The organism is Paenibacillus sp. J22R3 (genome assembly GCF_056269305.1).
In genome coordinates, this window is record NZ_JBWDNS010000005.1 from 132310 (window position 1) to 152728 (window position 20419).

19 protein-coding genes are annotated in these 20419 nt (G+C 51.3%); 5 read left to right on the top strand and 14 right to left on the bottom strand.

Going from position 1 to position 20419, the window contains the following annotated elements; all coding sequences use genetic code 11:
* Positions 1-41 precede the first annotated feature (41 nt).
* Positions 42-2762, top strand: a complete 2721-nt coding sequence (gene acnA, locus AC0YN4_RS21825) for an aconitate hydratase AcnA (RefSeq protein WP_475782590.1) — start codon at positions 42-44, stop codon at positions 2760-2762.
* Between the two features lie 67 nt (positions 2763-2829).
* Here acnA and AC0YN4_RS21830 read toward each other — a convergent pair whose 3' ends face one another.
* The 3 genes from AC0YN4_RS21830 to AC0YN4_RS21840 form a co-directional block, all read right to left on the bottom strand.
* Complete coding sequence (locus tag AC0YN4_RS21830; protein ID WP_475836780.1) at positions 2830-3921, bottom strand: glycosyltransferase family 4 protein; 1092 nt, start codon at positions 3919-3921, stop codon at positions 2830-2832.
* Complete coding sequence (locus tag AC0YN4_RS21835) at positions 3918-5144, bottom strand: glycosyltransferase family 2 protein (protein WP_475836781.1); 1227 nt, start codon at positions 5142-5144, stop codon at positions 3918-3920. The genes AC0YN4_RS21830 and AC0YN4_RS21835 overlap by 4 nt, the downstream gene beginning before the upstream one ends.
* A 156-nt stretch (positions 5145-5300) precedes the next feature.
* Entirely contained in the window at positions 5301-5669 is a 369-nt protein-coding gene (locus AC0YN4_RS21840) for a hypothetical protein (protein ID WP_475782593.1), read from the bottom strand.
* Positions 5670-5847: 178 nt separating this feature from the next.
* Between AC0YN4_RS21840 and AC0YN4_RS21845 the strand changes: the two genes are divergently transcribed.
* Complete coding sequence (locus AC0YN4_RS21845; RefSeq protein WP_475782594.1) at positions 5848-7092, top strand: exo-alpha-sialidase; 1245 nt, start codon at positions 5848-5850, stop codon at positions 7090-7092.
* Positions 7093-7154: 62 nt separating this feature from the next.
* Here the strand turns inward: AC0YN4_RS21845 and AC0YN4_RS21850 are convergent, their stop codons facing one another.
* On the bottom strand, positions 7155-7901 hold the full coding sequence (locus tag AC0YN4_RS21850) for an IclR family transcriptional regulator (protein ID WP_475836782.1): 747 nt from the start codon (positions 7899-7901) through the stop codon (positions 7155-7157).
* A 260-nt stretch (positions 7902-8161) separates the two neighbouring features.
* Here AC0YN4_RS21850 and AC0YN4_RS21855 point away from each other — a divergent pair, with 260 nt between their 5' ends.
* Positions 8162-9229 (top strand): alpha/beta hydrolase, encoded by a 1068-nt coding sequence (locus AC0YN4_RS21855; RefSeq protein WP_475836783.1) that lies wholly within the window; start codon positions 8162-8164, stop codon positions 9227-9229.
* Positions 9230-9297: 68 nt separating this feature from the next.
* Here the strand turns inward: AC0YN4_RS21855 and folE are convergent, their stop codons facing one another.
* The 10 genes from folE to rfbC form a co-directional block, all read right to left on the bottom strand.
* Positions 9298-9891, bottom strand: a complete 594-nt coding sequence (gene folE, locus AC0YN4_RS21860; RefSeq protein WP_475782597.1) for a GTP cyclohydrolase I FolE — start codon at positions 9889-9891, stop codon at positions 9298-9300.
* 43 nt (positions 9892-9934) lie between these two features.
* Positions 9935-10174 (bottom strand): YneF family protein, encoded by a 240-nt coding sequence (locus AC0YN4_RS21865; RefSeq protein ID WP_475782923.1) that lies wholly within the window; start codon positions 10172-10174, stop codon positions 9935-9937.
* A 200-nt stretch (positions 10175-10374) separates the two neighbouring features.
* A complete protein-coding gene (locus tag AC0YN4_RS21870) occupies positions 10375-11409 on the bottom strand; it encodes an HD-GYP domain-containing protein (RefSeq protein ID WP_475782598.1) in 1035 nt (344 codons plus the stop codon).
* Between the two features lie 24 nt (positions 11410-11433).
* Positions 11434-12582 carry a tRNA epoxyqueuosine(34) reductase QueG gene (queG, locus tag AC0YN4_RS21875; RefSeq protein ID WP_475782924.1) on the bottom strand — a complete coding sequence of 383 codons (1149 nt, stop codon included), beginning with the start codon at positions 12580-12582 and terminating at the stop codon, positions 11434-11436.
* A gap of 34 nt (positions 12583-12616) precedes the next feature.
* Positions 12617-13294 (bottom strand): signal peptidase I, encoded by a 678-nt coding sequence (lepB, locus tag AC0YN4_RS21880; protein ID WP_475782599.1) that lies wholly within the window; start codon positions 13292-13294, stop codon positions 12617-12619.
* A 5-nt stretch (positions 13295-13299) separates the two neighbouring features.
* Positions 13300-13851 (bottom strand): DUF402 domain-containing protein, encoded by a 552-nt coding sequence (locus tag AC0YN4_RS21885; RefSeq protein WP_475782600.1) that lies wholly within the window; start codon positions 13849-13851, stop codon positions 13300-13302.
* A gap of 129 nt (positions 13852-13980) precedes the next feature.
* Complete coding sequence (locus tag AC0YN4_RS21890) at positions 13981-14403, bottom strand: GNAT family N-acetyltransferase (RefSeq protein ID WP_090978788.1); 423 nt, start codon at positions 14401-14403, stop codon at positions 13981-13983.
* Between the two features lie 269 nt (positions 14404-14672).
* Positions 14673-15545 (bottom strand): dTDP-4-dehydrorhamnose reductase, encoded by an 873-nt coding sequence (gene rfbD, locus AC0YN4_RS21895; RefSeq protein ID WP_475836784.1) that lies wholly within the window; start codon positions 15543-15545, stop codon positions 14673-14675.
* The gene (gene rfbB / locus AC0YN4_RS21900) at positions 15542-16534 is read right to left on the bottom strand and encodes a dTDP-glucose 4,6-dehydratase (protein ID WP_475782602.1); all 993 of its coding nucleotides are present in this window, start codon (positions 16532-16534) and stop codon (positions 15542-15544) included. Before rfbB ends, rfbD begins: the two co-directional genes overlap by 4 nt.
* Positions 16535-16542: 8 nt before the next feature.
* Positions 16543-17100, bottom strand: a complete 558-nt coding sequence (rfbC, locus tag AC0YN4_RS21905) for a dTDP-4-dehydrorhamnose 3,5-epimerase (RefSeq protein ID WP_475782603.1) — start codon at positions 17098-17100, stop codon at positions 16543-16545.
* A 293-nt stretch (positions 17101-17393) separates the two neighbouring features.
* Here rfbC and AC0YN4_RS21910 point away from each other — a divergent pair, with 293 nt between their 5' ends.
* The gene (locus AC0YN4_RS21910) at positions 17394-18005 is read left to right on the top strand and encodes a superoxide dismutase (RefSeq protein ID WP_475782604.1); all 612 of its coding nucleotides are present in this window, start codon (positions 17394-17396) and stop codon (positions 18003-18005) included.
* A 191-nt stretch (positions 18006-18196) separates the two neighbouring features.
* On the top strand, positions 18197-20419 hold the full coding sequence (locus AC0YN4_RS21915; RefSeq protein WP_475836785.1) for a methyl-accepting chemotaxis protein: 2223 nt from the start codon (positions 18197-18199) through the stop codon (positions 20417-20419).

The following is a 20419-nucleotide window of genomic DNA, read 5'->3' on the forward strand; positions in this document are numbered from 1 at the left end:
CCACAAAATGATTATGGATGCCAAGGAGGCGCGAATTGCAAATGACACATCAAAACGAATACTCCGTTCGCGAATCGCTTGAAGTCGGCGGTAAGCCCTTTGCTTACTACCGCTTGGGCGGTCTGGAAGAGCAAGGCCTGGGACAAATCTCGAAGCTCCCTTTCTCCATCAAGGTGCTTCTTGAAGCAGCTGTCCGTCAATTCGACGGTCGCGCAATTACGAAAGAACATGTCAAGCAGCTTGCAACTTGGGCTGATGGCCGCGAAGACAAAGAAATTCCATTCATCCCTGCACGTATCGTACTGCAGGACTTCACCGGCGTACCGGTTGTAGTCGATCTGGCAGCAATGCGCGATACCGTGAAGAAATCAGGCGGCGACCCTAAACAAATCAACCCGCTCGTTCCGGTTGACCTTGTAATCGACCACTCGATTATGGTGGATGCATTCGGTACACCTGAAGCACTTGAGTACAACACAGACATCGAATTCAAACGTAACGGAGAGCGTTACCGTTTCCTTCGTTGGGCGCAAACGGCATTCGAGAACTTCCGCGCAGTACCACCGGGAACAGGTATCGTTCACCAAGTTAACCTCGAGTACTTGGCTTCCGTTGCAGCAACGAAATCCATCGACGGCGAAACTGTCGTTTACCCGGATTCCCTTGTAGGTACGGATTCCCATACAACGATGATCAACGGTCTTGGCGTAGTCGGCTGGGGCGTTGGCGGTATCGAAGCAGAAGCAGGTATGCTTGGCCAACCGCTTTACTTCGTTACACCGGAAGTTATCGGCTTCCGCCTTACAGGCAGCTTGGCAGAAGGCTCAACAGCGACTGACCTTGCACTGACGGTTACACAAATCCTTCGTAAGAAAGGCGTAGTTGGCAAATTCGTCGAGTTCTTCGGCCCTGGTTTGTCCAACATCAGCCTTGCTGACCGTGCAACAGTTGCTAACATGGCTCCTGAGTATGGCGCTACGGTCGGGTTCTTCCCTGTTGACAGCGAAACAATCAACTTCCTGCGCGCTACCGGCCGTGAAGAAGAGCAAATTGCACTCGTAGAAGCTTATTACAAAGCACAAGACATGTTCCGTACAGACGATACGCCGGAGCCGACTTTCTCCGATATCGTAGAGCTTGACTTGTCCACAATCGTACCTTCCCTTGCAGGTCCTAAGCGTCCGCAAGACCGCGTTGAGCTGACGAACATGAAAGAAGAGTTCAACAGCATCATTCGCACGCCGATCGACAAAGGCGGCTACGGTCTGAGCGACAACAAGATCGAAGAATTCGTAGAAGTGAAACACACGAACGGCCAAGTTAGCAAAATGGGTACCGGCGCAGTTGTAATCGCAGCTATCACAAGCTGTACGAATACGTCCAACCCAAGCGTAATGCTCGGCGCTGCACTCGTAGCTAAGAAAGCTGTTGAGCGCGGTTTGAAGAAACCGGCTTACGTGAAGAGCTCCCTAACACCGGGTTCCCTGGTTGTTACCGAATACCTGAAGAGAGCGAACCTGCTTGAGTCCCTTGAAGCACTTGGCTTCCACGTTGCCGGCTATGGCTGCGCAACTTGTATCGGTAACTCCGGTCCGCTTCCGGATGAAGTAAGCAAAGCAATTGCGGATAACGATATGACGGTTGCGGCTGTTCTTTCCGGTAACCGTAACTTTGAAGGCCGCGTTCACGCGCAAGTGAAAGCCAACTACCTGGCATCTCCGCCGCTGGTTGTCGCTTACGCGCTTGCAGGTACAGTGAACATCGACCTGTCCTCCGATCCAATCGGTTATGACAGCAAGAACGAGCCTGTATACTTGAAAGACATCTGGCCAACATCCAAAGAAATCGCGGATACAATTGCTGCGGCAATGGGTCCTGACATGTTCCGCGACAAATACGCTAACGTATTTACGCAGAACGAGCGTTGGAACGCAATCGATGTACCGACAGGTGAAAGCTATGAGTGGGATGACAAATCCACTTATATCCAGAATCCGCCGTTCTTCGAAGGCCTTGGCGCTGACATCGGCGACATCGCGGACATCAAAAGTTCGAGCGTACTCGCGCTTCTTGGCGATTCCGTTACGACTGACCATATTTCGCCGGCTGGTAACATCAAGGCTGACAGCCCTGCAGGCGAATACCTGATGAAACACGGCGTGGACAGAGTCGACTTCAACTCCTACGGTTCCCGTCGTGGTAACCATGAAGTTATGATGCGCGGCACATTCGCCAACATTCGTATTCGTAACCAAGTGGCTCCAGGTACAGAGGGCGGCGTAACGACTTACCTGCCAACTGAAGAAGTTATGTCGATCTACGATGCTTCCATGCTGTACCAAAAGAACAACAAGAACCTTGTCGTTATCGCTGGCAAAGAGTACGGAACAGGCAGCTCCCGTGACTGGGCGGCAAAAGGTACGTTCCTGCTCGGCGTAAAAGCCGTTATCGCAGAAAGCTTCGAGCGTATTCACCGCTCCAACTTGGTAGGCATGGGCGTACTGCCACTGCAATTCCAAGCAGGAACAAGCTGGAAGACGCTGAACATTACAGGCCGCGAAACATTCGATATCGTGGGACTTAGCAACGATGTTCAACCAAGCCAAACGGTTCAAGTCGTCGCTACTCGCGAAGACGGAACCACGTTCGAATTCCCGGCTATCGTTCGTCTTGATTCCATGGTTGATGTCGATTACTACCGGAACAGCGGTATTCTTCAAACCGTTCTCCGCCAAATGATCGCAGCAAACAACAACAACTAATTGCAACGCAAACAATTAAGCGGGTCCGCTCCTCATGGAGCGGACCCGCTTTTTCTGTTTATCTATATCAGACATGCCCAGACTTGGGTTTTAACTTCGATAAGCTCCTAAGCATGTTCATAAAGTTAGTGGTGTATTTCTCGGAAGAGAAATGCTGTTTAATATGCTTCTCGGCATTCTTGCGAATGTTGTTGCGAAGTGAAGTGTCCTTCATTAGTGATTCGCCTTGAATCACGGCTTGATTGACGTTGCCGCGCGCATACAGCTTCCCTGTTACATCATGAATCAGAAATCTCCGGATACCATCAGAATCCGTTGTCAGCACCGGACAACGGCAGAGCATCGCTTCCGCTACCGCATAGCCGAAGCCTTCCAGAATGGAGGTCGAGCAGAGAAATCCCCCCGAATCCCCAATGACCGAGAAATAGTCTGCAATTTGCTCATGCGGAATGTTCGAATAGGCAATGAGTTTATGCTGCAATTGCAGGCCGTTAACCCATCTGTCATAATGCTCCTTCTCCACCGGTTCGCCCAGTGTCGTATCGCCAAAGATCCACAGATAGCCTTCAGGATGTTTTTGCAGCATGCGGGATCCAATGAGAAGAAACTCCCGCCAGTTCTTATTGGCCTCAATTCGGCCGACCCAGCCAATGATCGGAAACGACTTCGGCGGATACGAGCTGTAGCCGAACCCCTCCGTATCCAGCGGATCGTCAAAGCAGAAATGAGGGATTCCTTGCAGATGCGCCGCCATCAGCTCCTGCAGATGACTCGTCTGCGGGTACAGCACGCCGTCTGCCGCCTGCAGCACGCGTGCCGATATATCGGTGAGCACCGCGCTCGCGGTTTGCAGCGTTCCCAAGCCCTGAATTTCAAAGATAAGATGTCCTTTAAAACCGGCTTTCTTGATGGTCAGCAGCATCATCACATCTGTACATACGACAATGGCATCGTAGTTTTGCCTTTGGATCAGCTTGGCGATGGAAGCCTCATCATTCATCACGAAAGTAGGAATGTCTTTAATGTTTTTGAGTCCCTGGCCATCCAAGGAATAGAGCAAGTGGCATTCCACGTCCATTTTCTTAAAGGCCTGACAGCGAATCCGATTGAGTGTTTCCATCCCGCCGCTGGGATTAAAGAAGGTAAATAAAAGTTTCATCCCGGATCACTCATTTGAGCAAAATTAGCTTTCACATACTCAACCAGACTTTGCCTGCGGAACAGCTCGTCGTACATCCCGGCTTTAGCACATTCGGCACTGGAATGACGGTAACCAACGGCGCTGCCATCCTCGGTGTAGTAGTTGGACATGAGATCGGGAGCGGCTTTCTCCATCTCATTGTGCAGCACCGTAAGCTCCATTAAGTCATTAAAGAGACGCGGTCCAAGGATGTAGCTGTAAGGCGTTTGAATCATCTGAGTAGCGTGAAGCAGCGCCGTTGCCACGTTGGCATTCGGGAACCATTTGAAATCCGTCGTCGGATGGGAAATGAGCGACAGATCAGCCGTTACCCGCATGTCCGGAGAGAGATCCAGGATATAGCATGTATAGTTACTGAAGGTTTGCTCGTAGAGGTTCTCGATTCGCGCGATCGCCTCTGGACTAGACTCCTTCACCGGAAATAGTATCGTCATGTAGGGGGCAATCCCCCTGCGCATCCTGGCACGATGTCTGGCCAAATGATACGCGTACCGCCATATGCGGTGCTGGGCGGTCGATTGCAGCGTTGCTGATACACTAAACGTGGAGTTCACGCGATAATCGAGAAGCTCCACAGGAATATACTTGATTTTGCAATGCTCCGTAATACGCAGCCAGTAATCATAATCCTCTACCGGTACAAGCTCATAACCGTCAATCTGTTTGGCATAGATCGATTTATACATAAAGGAGACACCGATGAGAGAGGAATCCAGCAGCTTCTCAATGGGCTGCGATTGATATTGCCGCTGGACGGCGAGCAACTTCTCATCATAGATCGTATTCCCTTCGTTATCGACCGATTGGAATGAGCTATAGACAAGGCCCAGCTCCTGCGGTCCTTTCACTAAGGCGTTTCGAAGCGTCTCCAGAAATCTCGGATAGTAGATATTATCGCTGGACACCCACGTTAAATAGTCAATATTGGGCATGTCATGTAGATATTGAAAGCCGGTGTTCAGCGCTTTGGCGACTCCCTGATTATAAACATGGGAAACGATTTGCACTCGTTTATCTCCTTGAATGAGCATGCGGACGAGCGGCTCCATTTCGGGTGCCCCGTCAATGACAATAATTAGCTTGAACTGCTGGAACGTTTGCTTAAGCACGGATTCCAGCGCCGCTGCAAGGAACGCCGGTTTCTGCTTGTATAGTGGCATGACAACCCCTAAGTCGATCATACTGTCACTCCTTCCAATGCACCATCCTGTACTATTGTATTTATATGGCATCCGTTTGCTTGTGCGGCTATCCCTTGAGGCGTTAGCCTTTTCATAAAAAAAATGGGAGTTCAGCGCCATTCGCTAAACTCCCATCTCTAATCTTGGACCTTATTACTATGGTGTTGTCGAGAAAGCAGTAATTTCCTGCCAATCCATCGCGAGCATCTGTTGGCCATCAACAGGTAAACCGTAATTATCGACCCCGAAAGCCGTAAAGGCAACCTCTGAAAGTACCCCTGATGCATTTACCTGGATTTCATAGGCAATGTCGCCTGCAATATTAAACTCACGAGAATCGCTCGATTTGCCGGGCAGATTATAGCCGGTTAGATAGATCAGCGTAAGCGTATTCGTCGTTGGAGGTACAACATAGACCTCAATCAACACCAAAGCCGTCGTGCTAGTGATGTTCCGTGCGTTTATAACAACACCTGTAGCGGGCGTCGGTAAATCGTTATGAATCAATCCGGATGTAAACGGCATGTCCTCACCTCCTATATGTCAATTAATTACATTTTATTCCTTTCATAGCATGAATGATTGGGAAATAATCCACCTCCAATCACACATTTTCAATCATTTCGTGATACTTTAACAAGCAATATTCGACAAACTCCGTACAATACATTATGAAAATATTAATTTGTAAAGGAGGATAAATATGACCAATTTTAACTTTCAGGTCACGCCGTCAGGGAATCCTAAATTCGAACCGAGTGTAGCTGTCAACTTACTCATTCCGGGCATCATGCTTTCGGTTGCCGTCGACGAGTCCTCAGGTCCCCCTCTGATTGGTCTGTATCGTTCCTTAGACGGCGGATTCAGCTGGGCCAACAGCCTGCTTCCTTTGCCCCCGGGATTTAACGGCGCAGAAGCTCCTGTTGTGTCGTATGGATTCCCAAATATCTTTATTGTGACGGCTCACGTATTCCCTGGCGAAGAATATGGTACAACCGTCGTCTACAAGTCCCTCGACAATGGTGCGACATTCAGCGCACCCGTGATTGTCAACCCAGGCTTTGGGTCGTATATTAACAACGATGAAACAAACTGCACGGTTGATGCCTCGCAAGCGAGTCCTTTTATCGGGAATATGTATGTTACGTATAACCGCCAATTCAACGTTGATAATGGCGGTAACTCGGTTGCCTTCTTCAATCGATCCAGAGATAACGGCACCACCTGGGATCAGCCTTTGCTGCTTTCGAACGAAGCCGATCAAGTTGAACGGCCCGATATTACAGTGGATCTGGTCGGTGTTGTCGATGTCGCTTATGTCACAGTTGACCCCAGTTTCAACTTCATCGTTCGTCAGTCGACTGACGGCGGTGCTTCCTTTCCAAACGCTGTCATCGTCTCGAACGTCGTCCCTGTCCCTTCCCCTCTGCCCGTTGTCGGATATAACTTCCGCGTACTCACCTTTGCCAATATTTCAACGGATCGTTCGGTAGGACCCTTCACGAACCAGGCCTATGCCGTGTGGCAGGATAATCGGCTTGGTTATGCCGATATCTTTATGTCTAAGCGAGCACCCGACACGAACAACTGGACGATACCGGTCAGCATAACAGGCGCTCCGGCCAATTCGCAAAACTTCTTCCCAGCCATTGATGTCGATCCATTAACAGGGGTTGTCAATGTCATTTATTACAGCAACCAAATTAACGGCTTTGACCTCGACGTTTATGTGGCCCGGTCGATTAACGGCGGAGCTACTTTTACGAACACAAGGATCACCAACGTCTCGTTTAATCCGAATGCCAGCAGCCCTACACCGGTTCCGCTCATCGGCGATTATATCGACATTGTCAGCGTCCCCCCAGGCGGCTATATCGGCGTATGGATGGATACAACACCAGGAACGTTCTGTATCTTCGCAGGCTATTCAGATGTCATTATTCCATAGGTTATTCGTACAAAAAAGAGTCGAGCTCGAAGGCAAATGCCTTTAGCTCGACTCTTATTCGTTTATTTCAACATGACGCCAAGCCGGCGCGCCGCCTCAATAACAGCAGGCGCTTGGCTGCGCATGATTTCCGTCGTCAGCCGATTCGCCGGACCGGACACGGACAATGCCGCGACCAGCTTGCCCGTGCGAGAGAAGACCGGCGCAGCAACCGCTGCCGCACCCTGCTCGCGCTCTTCCACGCTCATCGCGTAACCGAGCTTCTGCCACTCCGCCATCTGCTCCCGATACTGGTGCCGGTCGAAGGCTGCCGGCCACGAGGCGTCAGCAAGCAGCTCTTCGCGTTTGACAGGCTCCTCGAAGGCGATAAGCACTTTGCTTGATGCCCCGACATACAGCGGCAATCTTGCTCCAATCGGAGCCACCCTGCGTATGGCCTGGATGCTCTGGACCGCTTGAATGCGAATCCGCTCATTGCCGTCACGCAGATACAGGCTGACGGTTTCCCCCAGCATATCGCGCAGTCGCTCCATCTCCGGCAGCCCGATAACAGCAGGGTCATCCGCGCCTGACATATTCGCCGACAGTTCCCAGATGCGAAGCCCAAGCTTATAGCGATCCGATGCCGCATCGCGGGCTACGAAGCCTCGTTCCTCAAGCGTGGCGAGCATGCGATGCACGGTGCTTTTATGCAGCCCTACGTTATCGGCAAGCTCCGTCATCGCCCACTCCTTCTTCACCGTAAAGCAAAGCAATATATCCAGTGCTCGTTCGACAGCACGAACCGTTGATTTTCCATCCTCAGCCATAGTAAGTTGGCTCCTCGCTATAGTTTCACTCAGTGAAACTTGGTTACAGTCAGTATAACGTAAGGATGGCGGCTCGGTAAAGCTTTGCCCCCAGAATTGACTTATTTTACAGCCATGTTACAGGACGTTAACATTACGTCGACACGCATTGACAGGCCACGGCAGCGCGCCATACGATAGGAATATAGAACTAGTTAAGCGCTTTCATTATTCTACTGGCAATCGTTATCATAATTACTCTTCTTAAGGGGGCATCCACCATGAGCACAACGACACTGAGTCCTGCACTTCCCGCAGCCGGCGGCTTTACGCCCGGACTGCTCCCCCCGCTGCTCCCTTCGCCGCAAGTACCCGAACGGGCTCATGCCGGAACACGCACACGCCGCAAACATGCTGCACTTGCTGTACTGTCAGCCATGGCAGCCTTGCTGCTGTTCACTGCGCTCGCCTTCCACGGCTATGTCGCATGGGTAATCGCACATCCTTATGTACCTGCGTTATACTCGAACCCGAAGATTGCTCAAGGGCTGGATTACAGCGATGTCTCCTTCCCAAGCAAGAGCGGCCGCACGACCGTACACGGCTGGTATATCCCCGCAGTAGGAGCGGCAACACATTCCGACAGAACGGTTGTTTTCAGCCACGGCTATGGCGCGAACCGTGAGGAAACTTGGGTGCCTATGTACGAGCTGGCGGCACTCCTGAATCGGCTGCACTATAATGTATTCATGTTTGATTACGGCTACGCCTCCTCCGGCCAGCGTTCTCCGGCTACAGGCGGTAAGGAGGAATCGCAGCAATTGCTGGCGGCGGTCAATTATGCGCGGTCGCAAGGCGCTGACGAGGTAGTTGTCTGGGGCTTCTCGATGGGAGCCGGCACCGCGCTGCAGGCAGCGCTGCAGACAGATTCGACGGACAGCATCGATGCGATGATTCTCGACAGTACGTTTCTCCCAAGCTCTGATTCCTTATACAATAACGTACGCCAATATATGGATTTACCTAAATACCCATCCATCCCGATTATCGAATGGATGCTCCCGTTCTTCACCGGTGTAAAGTTTAATCAGCTGCCTGTGGAGCAGGTACTACAAACGACCTATACTATGCCGCTCTTCATTATGCATGGCACCGCAGATGCGATAGCACCGGTGGCCACCGCAGAGCAGGTGTCTGCAAGCCAGTACAATTCCCTCTCTCGGGAGTGGATCGTGGAAGGCGGTATGCATGAGATGCTCTACCGTACCCATCCGAAAGAATATATTCAGCGCGCTGCGCTGTTCCTTAGTCAAGTCGATGCCGCTCGCAAATCCACAGCAGCCGCTTAAAACAAAAGGCTCTTTCTTGTTCAGACCGCTGATGACCGGCAGCCTGCAAGAAAGAGCCTTTATAGTTATTATTGCTTAAGCAGCGAGAGAAACTCCGAACGGAGCGCCGCGCTTGTGCGGAAGTCACCGCGGACTGCCGACGTTACCGTCTTGCTGCCCGACTTCTTCACGCCGCGCGCGCACATGCACAAATGCTCGCCTTCGACGACTACCATAATGCCATGGGGCTGAAGCACTTCATCCATAATATCCGCGATTTGCGAAGTAATGCGCTCTTGCACTTGAAGACGGCGTGTCACCGCATCAACCAGACGCGCAAACTTGCTCAAACCTGCGATCTTGCCGCTTGGAATATACCCGATATGCGCTTTGCCGAAGAACGGAGCCATGTGATGCTCGCACTGGCTGTAGTACACAATGTCACGTACGATAACCAGCTCTTCATGCTGCTCGTCAAACGTAACACCCAGCACTTCGCGCGGATCAACCTCATAGCCTGCGAAAATTTCCTCATACATACGCGTTACGCGTGCCGGTGTTTCCAGCAAACCTTCGCGCTCCACATCTTCTCCGATGAGCTTCAATATTTCACGAACATGATGCTCTATCTGTTCCCGATTCGATGAAACGGCTGCATTGACGTAATCTTTCTTGCCCGCCATATCTGCAACGTCTCCTTTCCTGTGAACCAATCGCCCTTGCCTATTATTTCCGTCCGCCCGGCCGATTGTTCCCCTTCGTAAATTGCTGGTTCTTCATCATTTGCTGTGCTTTAGACATTTGTTGGTTATTCATATTGTAGCCCATTTGCTTTGCCATCTTTTTCAGCATTTCCGGATCGTTTTGCATCTTCTCCAGCTGCTTGCGCAAGTAGTATACGCCCGCGAAAAAGCCGCCAACAGCGCCGACTATGAGCGTAATGATCGAAATAATGACCGTCCACATTGTCATCTCACCTTGTCCTTATCTGTAAGTATATTGCAACTTATAATAGCATGTAGGACCATGCGTTCGCAAACAATCTGTAAAGGAAAGTAGGACCCCAGCTTGCAGAAGGGATCCTCCTATGTCCGAACGCTATAACTGCGCATGGCGGGCACTGTGTTGGAGCAAATTGGCACGAACGTTCATTAGAGAATCCCAGCTTAACCCAGCACCTGTTCAATAAACACCGTCGTATGCTTCGCCATATCAATCTCGCGGCTCTCCACGCTGTCATTCGACTCACGTTGAAGGACCCGTACGATTGGCCGCCCCGGCAGTCCGCGGTGCTGTCCAACGACAATGCCCGTCTCCTTCGTCGTAAGCCTGACCGACACACCGTTCGGGTAAATCGAAACAATCCGCATGAAATGAACAAGAATCTCGTGATCCAGGCGCGTTCCCGACATCGCCATCATCCGCTCACAGGCTTCATGCGGAAGCAGTCTTCCACTGCCTTCACCTCCGCTTGTGAGCAGGTTATCGAAAGTGTTAGCCACCGCCACAATGCGGGAATACAAGTGAATTTGATCCCCGATCAGTCCGCGCGGTTCGCCTGTCCCATCCACATGCTCATGATGCTGAAAGGCAACATGAGCGATAAGAAGGCTGAACTCGCGTTTGGCCTTCAGCAGCTCGAAACCTCTCCACGTATGGCGCTTAGGCTCGTCATTCTCCCCATCCGCCTCAAGGTCCGGCTTCCCGAGATCATGCAGCAGCGCACCGATTGCCAGCTCCTTCAGCTGCACTTGATTCAGCTGCAAGCTGACACCGAGCAGAGATGAGATCATGCAGACATTCATCGCATGAATATACTCCGCATTATCACGCGTTCGGATGTCGTTCAATTGAACGAGCACATCCTTATTGCGGATCACATCGAAGAGCAAATCTTCAATGGTTAGACTGATTGAGCGAGAGTTGAAATCCTTGCCGGAGCGAATCGAGTCCATCGTCTCGGACATCTGCTTAATGATGCCGACCTTCGTTTCCTCCGACAGAATCTCTTCTTGCTCCTCCATCTCCTGAATGCCGGCATCTTTAATATAGACATTGGTGACGCCAATGCGTCTTAAGGTGCTGATCATGAAGACCGTCAGCTGCACATTCGAGGAAAGCAGCACCGCCCCGTTGACGGCGTAGATCGTCTTGCCAAGAATATCGCCTGGTTCAACCGCTTCGATATCGACATATTTCATGATGTCTACCTCTTCCCCATATCTTTACGTCGAAGCTGTCATACTCATGAGCGCGTCCTTAATCGCTTTCTGTACCGTTTCATCCTGCTCGCGCAGCGCAGCCGATTGGAGCACTTCCACCGCGACCTCGCCGCCGATGCGGCCAAGCGACCATGCGGCAGTTGCTCGCAGCTCAAACCGCGCATCCGTGCGCAGCACATCCGCAAGCGCAGGAACCGCGCTTGCATCCTTGAAGTTGCCAAGCGCGATAACTGCGTTGCGCTGAATCGGTTTCCTCCCGCGCCAAGACGAGGAGCTGTTGCCGTACTGTTCCTTGAACGCCCGATTCCCTATTGTGAGCAGCGGTACCAGAAGCGGCTTTACTTTGTCGTGATCAGGAATAAGCTCCGGATGGTGAGTGGCATTCTTACCCTTATTCTCGGGACAAACGACCTGACAGGTATCGCAGCCATAGAGCCGATTGCCGATCTTGCGCATCAACTCATCGGTCACGACGCCTTTGGTCTGCGTGACGAAGGAGATACAGCGCTGTGAATTCAGCTGTCCCGGTGCCACAAGCGCGTCCGTCGGACAGGCATCGATACAAGCTGTGCAGCTGCCGCAGCTCTCCGTGACAGGCGCATCCGGCGGAAGTGGCAAATTCGTAATCATCTCGCCGAGGTACACATAAGAGCCCCACTCCGGCGTAATAATCGAGCAGTTGCTGCCAATCCAGCCGATCCCGGCCCGCTCCGCTACTGCACGATCTGAGAGCGCTCCCGTGTCCACCATGCTTAAGAAGCGTCCTTCAGGCACGCGTTCCAGCAGCCAAGCTTCCAGCCGCCGCAGCCGCTCGCGCAGGACGCCGTGATAGTCATCGCCCCAAGAGGATCTCGAGAACAAACCGCGCCTTGCTCCCGGCTCGGACTTCGGCGGATCCACAAGCTTAGATGGATAAGCGATTGCAATCGCAATAATGGACTTCGGATCTTCGAAGAGCAGCGAAGGCTCCGTCCGTTTATCAAGGTCCGGCTCTTCGAAGCCGGACTCATAGCCAAGCTCCCGATGCCGCACCAGCCGCTGCTTCAGCTCCGTGAACGGCTCCGCGGAAGCGATTCCGATTTTGTCGATGCCAAGACTCGCCGCAGCGTCCTTCATCTCGGCTTTTAACTGTTGCCAGTTGATCTTGTTCATGCTGCTCCCGTCCAACTCGGAGTCTCCTTTAAACCTACAAATGGTTCAATTTACTGATCGGCCACAGAATGAAATCTGCACGGCCAAGAATCATATCGCGCGGTACAGCCTGAAACGACCGGCTGTCGCGACTCGCCTTATTGTGGCGGTTATCACCCATCACAAAATAATGATCGGCAGTAACCGTTTCCGGTCCATAATCCGAATCTTCAATTTCCGTGTCTGTATAAGACTCAACTACGAGCTTGCCATTGCGATACAGCTGACCCTCGCGTATTTCAATCGAGTCGCCCGGCATCCCAATAATTCGTTTAACCAAGTATTCTTTATGCTCCACACCGTTTGAAGGGTCCTTCAGAATGACCACATCGCCTTGCTTAGGTGCGCCCATTAAGTATGTAGCCTTATTCACAAACAGCCATTCCTTCTCATACAAGGTCGGCTCCATGGACTGCCCTTTGACCGTAGAGAGGTTAAACACGAATACATTCAAGCAAAGCACGATCACAGCGGCAATCGCCAGCGTAATGAACCAGCTGCGCAATTCAGCAACCCAAGGGGACAGCGGCTTCGACTCCTTGCGAGAAGCGGAAGAGGATGAAGCCCTTGCTGCCTTTGCTTTCACCTTGACCTTCGGGGAGCCTGACCGTTTGCGCGGCCCGAACTCCGCCTGCTGCGAAGACTCCGTATCCGAACCGGGATTGACGTTCATAGCTGCTACACCTCGCCCATATGTTTGTTCCACGCCTCAAAATAACCGAGAATAAGGTCATCATTGAAAGGGGCTTGTCCGTTCTCGATCCGCTTCAGCAGCGCACCTAGCCCCTCCATTACTTTTCGGTTAACTTCTTCCGAATAGTGATAGGCAATCTTATGGAGCTCATATTCTTCTTGATCGACGACTTGCGCTTTCCCTCCGCGGGGCACGATAACATCGAGGTCGTAATCGATGTAGGTAAGAACATCATGTTTGAAGAAGAGTGGGGAGGCTACATTGCAATAGTAGCGAACGCCGTGATCCTCGAGCAGGCCAACCACATTGAACCATTCGCCGGGGATAAAGAAGGATACTGCAGGCACTCGGCTGATCCACTGCTTGCCGTCTGCCTCTTGAATCGGCGTCTGTCTGTTGATGAACACATGCATCGATTCCGCCGCATGCTCGCTTGCCAGCAGCTCTGTCGGAACCTGCCAATTCTCCAGCCACATCCGGTGCAAATGGCCGTTGTTCTTGAAACTCTTGATAACACAAGGACGGTACGTAGTCATAAGCGTAATACTCCTAGTGAGGTACTTTCTTACTATAAGAAAAGCATATCTGTACGCCAAAATCAATGACGCACTAGATATGCTTGTCCATAATTGCTTATTTATAAGTGCCTCAAGCCGATTTGTTGCTTAACCGGCAACAATACTTAGTTTCTGAAAGGAACGGAAAAAGTCCGTTGCCGCATAACCCAATGATTCATAAAGCGAAAGAATCGGCTCGTTATGTTCGTCAGCCGTCACCATAATTTTCGTTACATTCCGCTGCTCGAATCGTCCGCGAAGGGAGCGAATCAGCTCTTTACCCAATCCTTGACGTTGGTAATTCGGATGTACGGCAATACGGTAATAATACCCTCTGCCCTTGTCTATCGTCCCGATAATGATACCTGCGATTTCTTCGTCAACTGCAGCGACGAGTACTAGCTCGCTGTCCCATGACAGCTGGCGGCCGAAAGCCTCCATCGTTTGTTCATAGCATTCTTCTGACAGCACAGTCTCCAGCAGTTCCGTAACGGGCCGATAATCAGCTAATTGGAAGGATCGAACGTCCATAACTTTAAGCTCCTCTTCAAACGCAGTATGGAAATAACGGCATTGCTAGGGAAGAAATGAACTTCGTTTCATGCAGACAACGACAGCCCTTCTTCTTTAGGTAAATTTAATAATACGACAAATTCGCTCGAATTCCTTCTAAAATCTTTAAAAAACCTTAAAAAATATAATAAATCTACATTATTCTATTGAAAACGCTTTAAATTAAGCGTTTTCATAACATTAACCCTATCAATCCATTCAAAAAAGTGCCGCATGGGCACTTTTCCTCACGAATGCTTCATATAATGCGCTAATGCTTCCCGCCATGGTCTTAGGTCTTGCAAGCCGGCCCCCCGGATTGCGGAGTGACTCATGACGGAATATGCCGGTCTCGCTGCAGGTCTCGGGAATTCCGCTGTTGTACAAGGTTCAATCGTGAAAGTCGAATCAGCCATGCCCTTGTTCTGTACGATCGCCTGTGCAAATTCAAACCACGAGCAGCTTCCGGTATTGGATGCATGATAGACGCCATAGTTGTCGGTCTGGACAAGCTCGATCAGAAATAACGCCAGATCAAGCGTATACGTAGGTGAGCCGATTTGATCATGGACGACCTTCAATCGATCTCGTTCACTCGCCAGCTTGAGAATGGTCCGGACAAAATTGCTGCCGTATTTCCCATACACCCATGACGTGCGAACGATGTAATAGCGATGAAGCAGCGCTACAACTTCCTGCTCGCCGGCGAGCTTTGATTGCCCATAGACCGTCTGCGGATTAGTCGGCTCCTCAATCTCGTAGGGTACACTCCCACTGCCATCGAACACATAGTCTGTGCTGATATAGCAAAGCTTGGCGCCGCATGCCATCGCGGCCATTGCAATATTACGCGTGCCCAGGGCATTGATTCGATACGCTTCATCCGCGTCGGATTCCGCCTTGTCCACCGCAGTGTAGGCTGCGCAATGGATAATGACATCCGGGCGATAGGCGTTCACGACATCGGCACACTGCTCGGCGTTTGTAATATCAAGGTTATCTCGTCCGTACCCAAGGATGTGTATTTCCGGCCGGACATTCAGTTGTACGAGCTCTTGTCCCAATTGACCGTTAGCGCCTGTAACGAGAATCTTCAGTTGTTCCTGCTTGGCAGCTGTCATGAGCGACCTCCCAAGTAAGCGCCCGATTGAATGTGTTCGATCCAGGCTTGATTGTCCAGATACCACCGGATCGTGGATTTGATGCCTGATTGATAATCGTATTTGGGGGTCCACCCAAGCTCCTTACGGATCTTGTCCGCATCGATAGCATATCGGCGATCATGCCCTAAACGATCTTGGACGAATGTAAGAAGTGATTCCGGTTTGCCTAGCTCCGATAGGATCGTAGAAACCACTTGAAGATTGCTGCGTTCATTGTTTCCGCCCACGTTGTACACCTCACCGGGACGCCCCGCGTGCAGCACGCGGTCAATGGCACTGCAATGATCCTCGACATACAGCCAATCCCGCACATTGAGGCCATCACCGTAGACAGGCAAAGGCTGGTCGGCGAGCGCTCTTTGAATCATGAGCGGGATAAGCTTTTCCGGAAACTGATAAGGCCCGTAGTTGTTGGAGCACCTCGTAATATTCACGTTCATGCCGTACGTTTCATGATAGGCACGGACAAGCAGGTCACTCCCCGCTTTACTGGCTGAGTATGGACTGTTAGGCGCAAGCGGCGTAGACTCTGTGAATAGACCTGTGTCGCCAAGCGTCCCGTACACCTCGTCGGTGGATACATGCACGAACTTAGCCACATCGTATTGTTTGGCCAAATCCAGCAGCGTCTGTGTGCCGAGCACATTCGTTCTGATGAAAATATCCGGCTGCGCGATGCTGCGGTCCACATGGGATTCAGCGGCAAAATGAATGACGGCGTCAACACCTTCTTGTGCAAAAATGAGTTCCATGGCAGCGCGATCCGCGATGTCGGCTTGCGCAAACCGGTAGTTTGGGTGATTCGCAATCGACGTTAAATTCGCCGGATTGCCTGCGTAGGTCAGAGCATCGACGTTAATGAAGGTGTAGCTGGGATAGTTTGCGATCATGTACTGAAGATAATTGCTGCCGATAAATCCGGACCCGCCGGTTACAATCAGTTTCACAGGCTCACTCACCCTCCATAATAGAAATTTTTCTCCGCAGTGGACAGAGGGGGATGACCCCGATCCTTATCCGACAATATCGGATTCGCCAGCGGCCAATCAATGGCAAGCAGCGGGTCATTCCATGCAATGCCGCGATCATGCTCCGGTGAATACAGCGCATCCACTTTATATTGCACCTCGCAGTTCGGGACAAGCGTACAGAACCCATGGGCGAAGCCCTGTGGAACGAGAAGCTGTCTTTTGTTCGATGCGCTCAGAATGAACCCCTGCCAATGGCCGTATGTCGGCGACCCTGCACGTATATCCAAGACGACATCGTAAATCGCTCCCGCCGTAACGCGGACGAGCTTCGTTTGGGCTTTCGGATTCAATTGATAATGCAGTCCGCGAAGCACACCTGCTTCCGTAGACATGGAATGATTATCTTGCACGAAGATATGGGGAATGCCTTGCTTCACGAATAACTCCTGATTGTAGCTCTCTGTAAAAAAACCACGATGATCGCCATGTACCGCTGCTTCTATCAATTTGACATCTTTCAACCTTGTTTCGAATATTCTCATCGTTACCCCTCGTTTGAACGACATTACCCTCGGACTATATCAAGAAGTTCTACTATCTATAGATATATACAAAATCAGATGGCATTGCCCTTAGGCGTCCGTGGTTTTTCATGAAAATAGACAGCTTTATTTCATTTTCCATGAATTGCAAGGTCTGAATTTGATCATGCTAGAAGGTGTTCCAAGGGAGTTGTCAGCAGGTCGTACTTTACAAACATTTATGTTGATTTATTGCCCGAGAACGAGCATAATGGAAATGAAAAACGATACATATTATAGGAGGTTTTTGATTAATGGCACACCAATTGCCCGCTTTGCCTTATGCAAACAATGCGCTTGAGCCGCATATCGATGAAACAACGATGATGATTCACCACGACCGTCATCATAACGCTTATGTAACTAACCTTAACGCTGCACTGGAGTCCGCTCCTGAGCTTGCAAGCAAATCCATCGAGGATTTGATCGCTGATCTGAACAGCGTACCGGAAGCTATCCGCACTGCTGTTCGCAACAACGGCGGCGGCCACGCTAACCACTCCCTGTTCTGGGAAACAATCGGACCAGACGCCGGCGGCGCACCAACAGGCGCTATCGCTGATGCTATCGCAAGCGAACTGGGCGGCTTCGATCAATTCAAAGCTGACTTCGCGAAAGCGGCAACTACTCGTTTCGGCAGCGGCTGGGCTTGGCTTGCACTTAGCCAAGACGGCAAGCTGAAAGTATACAGCCTTCCGAACCAAGACAGCCCGATCATGGAAGGCGACACGCCTCTTCTTGGTCTGGACGTTTGGGAGCATGCTTACTACCTGAACTACCAAAACAAACGCCCTGACTACATTGCAGCGTTCTGGAACGTTGTAAATTGGTCCGAAGTTGGCAAACGTTACGACGCAGCGAAATAAGTTTTCGCTCGCATTCGAAGACCTTCGTGCTCTATGCACGGAGGTCTTTTTGCTGTTACTTCGTTAAACTGTGTCCAATTACCTAACATTAGTTTGCTTTTTTTAAAGAAAATCTATATTTTTAGACAATTCGAACTAATTACATGTTATAATTCCTCCCATATAGCTCAGTAGAGAGATGGGGATACCTAATGTTTAATTGGCTGGGATTTCGCAAAGGACTGCCTTTATGGTGGTCGTACAAGCTGAATGCAGGGTTGAAAGAAGATGTAGCGGATATTTTCGAAGGCATCGCCGATACGCGTATGGATATCCTCACCGCATGGACGACGGAATATTGGGATCATCTGGACCGATTGCACCACCAGCTGTCCTTCCGTCAGCCCGGAGCGGCAGAAGACGAAGCTTGGGACCCCTCTGCCTTGGAGCGCTTATTCGCAGGAACTCGGGCACGCGCATCGGATTTCTCCGAAATCTTCATGCTGGACGAAGATGGTCGCGTCGCTTTCTCAACAGAAGGTCGTCATACCGGCGAGCATTATGGAACGAACAGTCTGCTTGAACCGGGTCTGGCATACTCGAAAGGTGGCGCGCCTGGCGGCCGCAACTGCTTATTCGGTCCCTATGCTGATCCTAGGACGCTGAAGATTGGGCCGAGCTCGTCTTCTTTTCACGATAAGATGACCCTTCTGTTTATTTCTCCAATTATACATGGCGGCAAGTGGAAAGGCGCACTCTGCGGCCGTGTTCCCAATGATGTCATCGGTGACCTCATCCAACGGGAATCCGGGCATGTGTATCCCGACTCCGGGGATAACTATTTGTTCATGGCGCGTCCCGGCTTGAATACTCATATCGCACCGGGAACTGCTTTATCGCGAAGCAGATTCGAAGACCGCACGTTTACGCATGGCGAGAATTTGATGGACGGTGTAACCACGGATTGGGGCATCGTTTCCGTTAAGGAACACACGGAGCTGGAGCTCGTATTCACGGATCCCGCTACAGGACAGCTGCACCTCGGCGTGGCGAACACGATTCGGAACGGCAGCAACTTGTTCGTGGAGTTCCCCGGTTATTCGGATTATCGGCACATCCCCGTTATCGGCAAGGGCGTAACTTTCCAGCTTCCCCATTGTCCGGATGTGTGGGGAATGATGTGCGAAGGTGATTTAGAGGAAGTGTACCGCATTCGGAGCATTCGCTTCACCCAGTTCCGGCATGCCTTGGGCTGGTTGGCTGGTCTGGGCGCGCTTGGAACTATTCTCGCGTACTATTTGTTCACGAATGCCCTGCCAGTTGCCGGTGCCATTCTTGTCGGTCTCTTTAATCTAGTATTCGGACTGGCTATGGTGTGGTCCTTGGATCGTAAAGGCAACTTGGTGACTTCCCTCCAGATGCGTAGGCTGAACCAGTTTATCCGCATTAATGCCGAGGGGAAAGGCGACCTTACTCAGCGGCTCGATACGAGCTTGTTTCCGGCTAACGAAACCCGCGAGCTTGCCAAATGGATTAACAACATGATCGACTCTCTTGAAGGCGTCATGCTGCAGGTGAAGCTCGCCTCCGGCGATGTGTTGACCAACCAACGTGCGCTGCTTGAAACGACCGGAGCAACTGCGAGCACAACCGAGCGTGTCAGCGGCCGGATCGGGGATATGATTCTCAGCATTCGGAATCAGCTGAAGGATATCGACATCGCCAAGGATGTGGCCGGCGAGATGCGCGAGACGCTGCGACAGCTTGAAGATAAGGCCTCTGCCAACATCACTGTGGCACAAGGGGAGCTGCTCCGGATTGGCGATAAAATGGAGCAGATAGCCGGTCGCGTAACGGAAACGAACCGGTCGATCGAATCGTTCATGCAAACAACGAATGAAATTCGCAATGTCCTCGGTGTTATTGAGGAAATCTCGGCGCAAACGCATCTGCTTGCGTTGAATGCTTCTATTGAAGCGGCTCGAGTCGGCGAGCAAGGCAGAGGTTTCGCCGTCGTTGCAGGCGAAATCAGGAAGCTGGCCGCCCTCACCAAGAAGTCGACGGAAGAAGTTCACAGCATCGTTCAAGATATCTATCTCCATGCCAAGGACGCTACTACTACGATGGCTCAAGGCACGCAAGTCGTGTCTGAAGGAACGGCACTCGTCGCGGCTGCTTCGGAGCTGCTCAGCAGCACCCAGGAAGATGATTCGCTGAAATCGCAAATTATCGACGAGGTCGTCGTGATTATGGAGAAAATCGCGACGGTCAGCAAGCAGAACCGCCGCATTTCGACGGAGGTTGAGGGTAATGTGCAGGAGCTGCTTGGCGACTTCGTCAACGTCCGCCATACCTCCAATCATGTTGAAGCCATTACCGCGTTCCTGCAGCAGCTGGTTGGACAGTTCCAGTTGAGCGAAGCTCGCAAGCGGTAG

Coding starts and splice junctions, on each gene's coding strand:
- AC0YN4_RS21885 (WP_475782600.1), bottom strand. CDS start 13,851: ATGACTACGTACCGTCCTTGTGTTATCAAGAGTTTCAAGAACAACGGC.
- AC0YN4_RS21835 (WP_475836781.1), bottom strand. CDS start 5,144: ATGATCGACTTAGGGGTTGTCATGCCACTATACAAGCAGAAACCGGCG.
- AC0YN4_RS21855 (WP_475836783.1), top strand. CDS start 8,162: ATGAGCACAACGACACTGAGTCCTGCACTTCCCGCAGCCGGCGGCTTT.
- AC0YN4_RS21865 (WP_475782923.1), bottom strand. CDS start 10,174: ATGTGGACGGTCATTATTTCGATCATTACGCTCATAGTCGGCGCTGTT.
- AC0YN4_RS21870 (WP_475782598.1), bottom strand. CDS start 11,409: ATGAAATATGTCGATATCGAAGCGGTTGAACCAGGCGATATTCTTGGC.
- AC0YN4_RS21850 (WP_475836782.1), bottom strand. CDS start 7,901: ATGGCTGAGGATGGAAAATCAACGGTTCGTGCTGTCGAACGAGCACTG.
- rfbC (WP_475782603.1), bottom strand. CDS start 17,100: ATGAGAATATTCGAAACAAGGTTGAAAGATGTCAAATTGATAGAAGCA.
- AC0YN4_RS21890 (WP_090978788.1), bottom strand. CDS start 14,403: ATGGACGTTCGATCCTTCCAATTAGCTGATTATCGGCCCGTTACGGAA.
- acnA (WP_475782590.1), top strand. CDS start 42: ATGACACATCAAAACGAATACTCCGTTCGCGAATCGCTTGAAGTCGGC.
- rfbD (WP_475836784.1), bottom strand. CDS start 15,545: ATGACAGCTGCCAAGCAGGAACAACTGAAGATTCTCGTTACAGGCGCT.
- folE (WP_475782597.1), bottom strand. CDS start 9,891: ATGGCGGGCAAGAAAGATTACGTCAATGCAGCCGTTTCATCGAATCGG.
- lepB (WP_475782599.1), bottom strand. CDS start 13,294: ATGAACGTCAATCCCGGTTCGGATACGGAGTCTTCGCAGCAGGCGGAG.
- AC0YN4_RS21840 (WP_475782593.1), bottom strand. CDS start 5,669: ATGCCGTTTACATCCGGATTGATTCATAACGATTTACCGACGCCCGCT.
- AC0YN4_RS21910 (WP_475782604.1), top strand. CDS start 17,394: ATGGCACACCAATTGCCCGCTTTGCCTTATGCAAACAATGCGCTTGAG.
- AC0YN4_RS21830 (WP_475836780.1), bottom strand. CDS start 3,921: ATGAAACTTTTATTTACCTTCTTTAATCCCAGCGGCGGGATGGAAACA.
- AC0YN4_RS21915 (WP_475836785.1), top strand. CDS start 18,197: ATGTTTAATTGGCTGGGATTTCGCAAAGGACTGCCTTTATGGTGGTCG.
- queG (WP_475782924.1), bottom strand. CDS start 12,582: ATGAACAAGATCAACTGGCAACAGTTAAAAGCCGAGATGAAGGACGCT.
- AC0YN4_RS21845 (WP_475782594.1), top strand. CDS start 5,848: ATGACCAATTTTAACTTTCAGGTCACGCCGTCAGGGAATCCTAAATTC.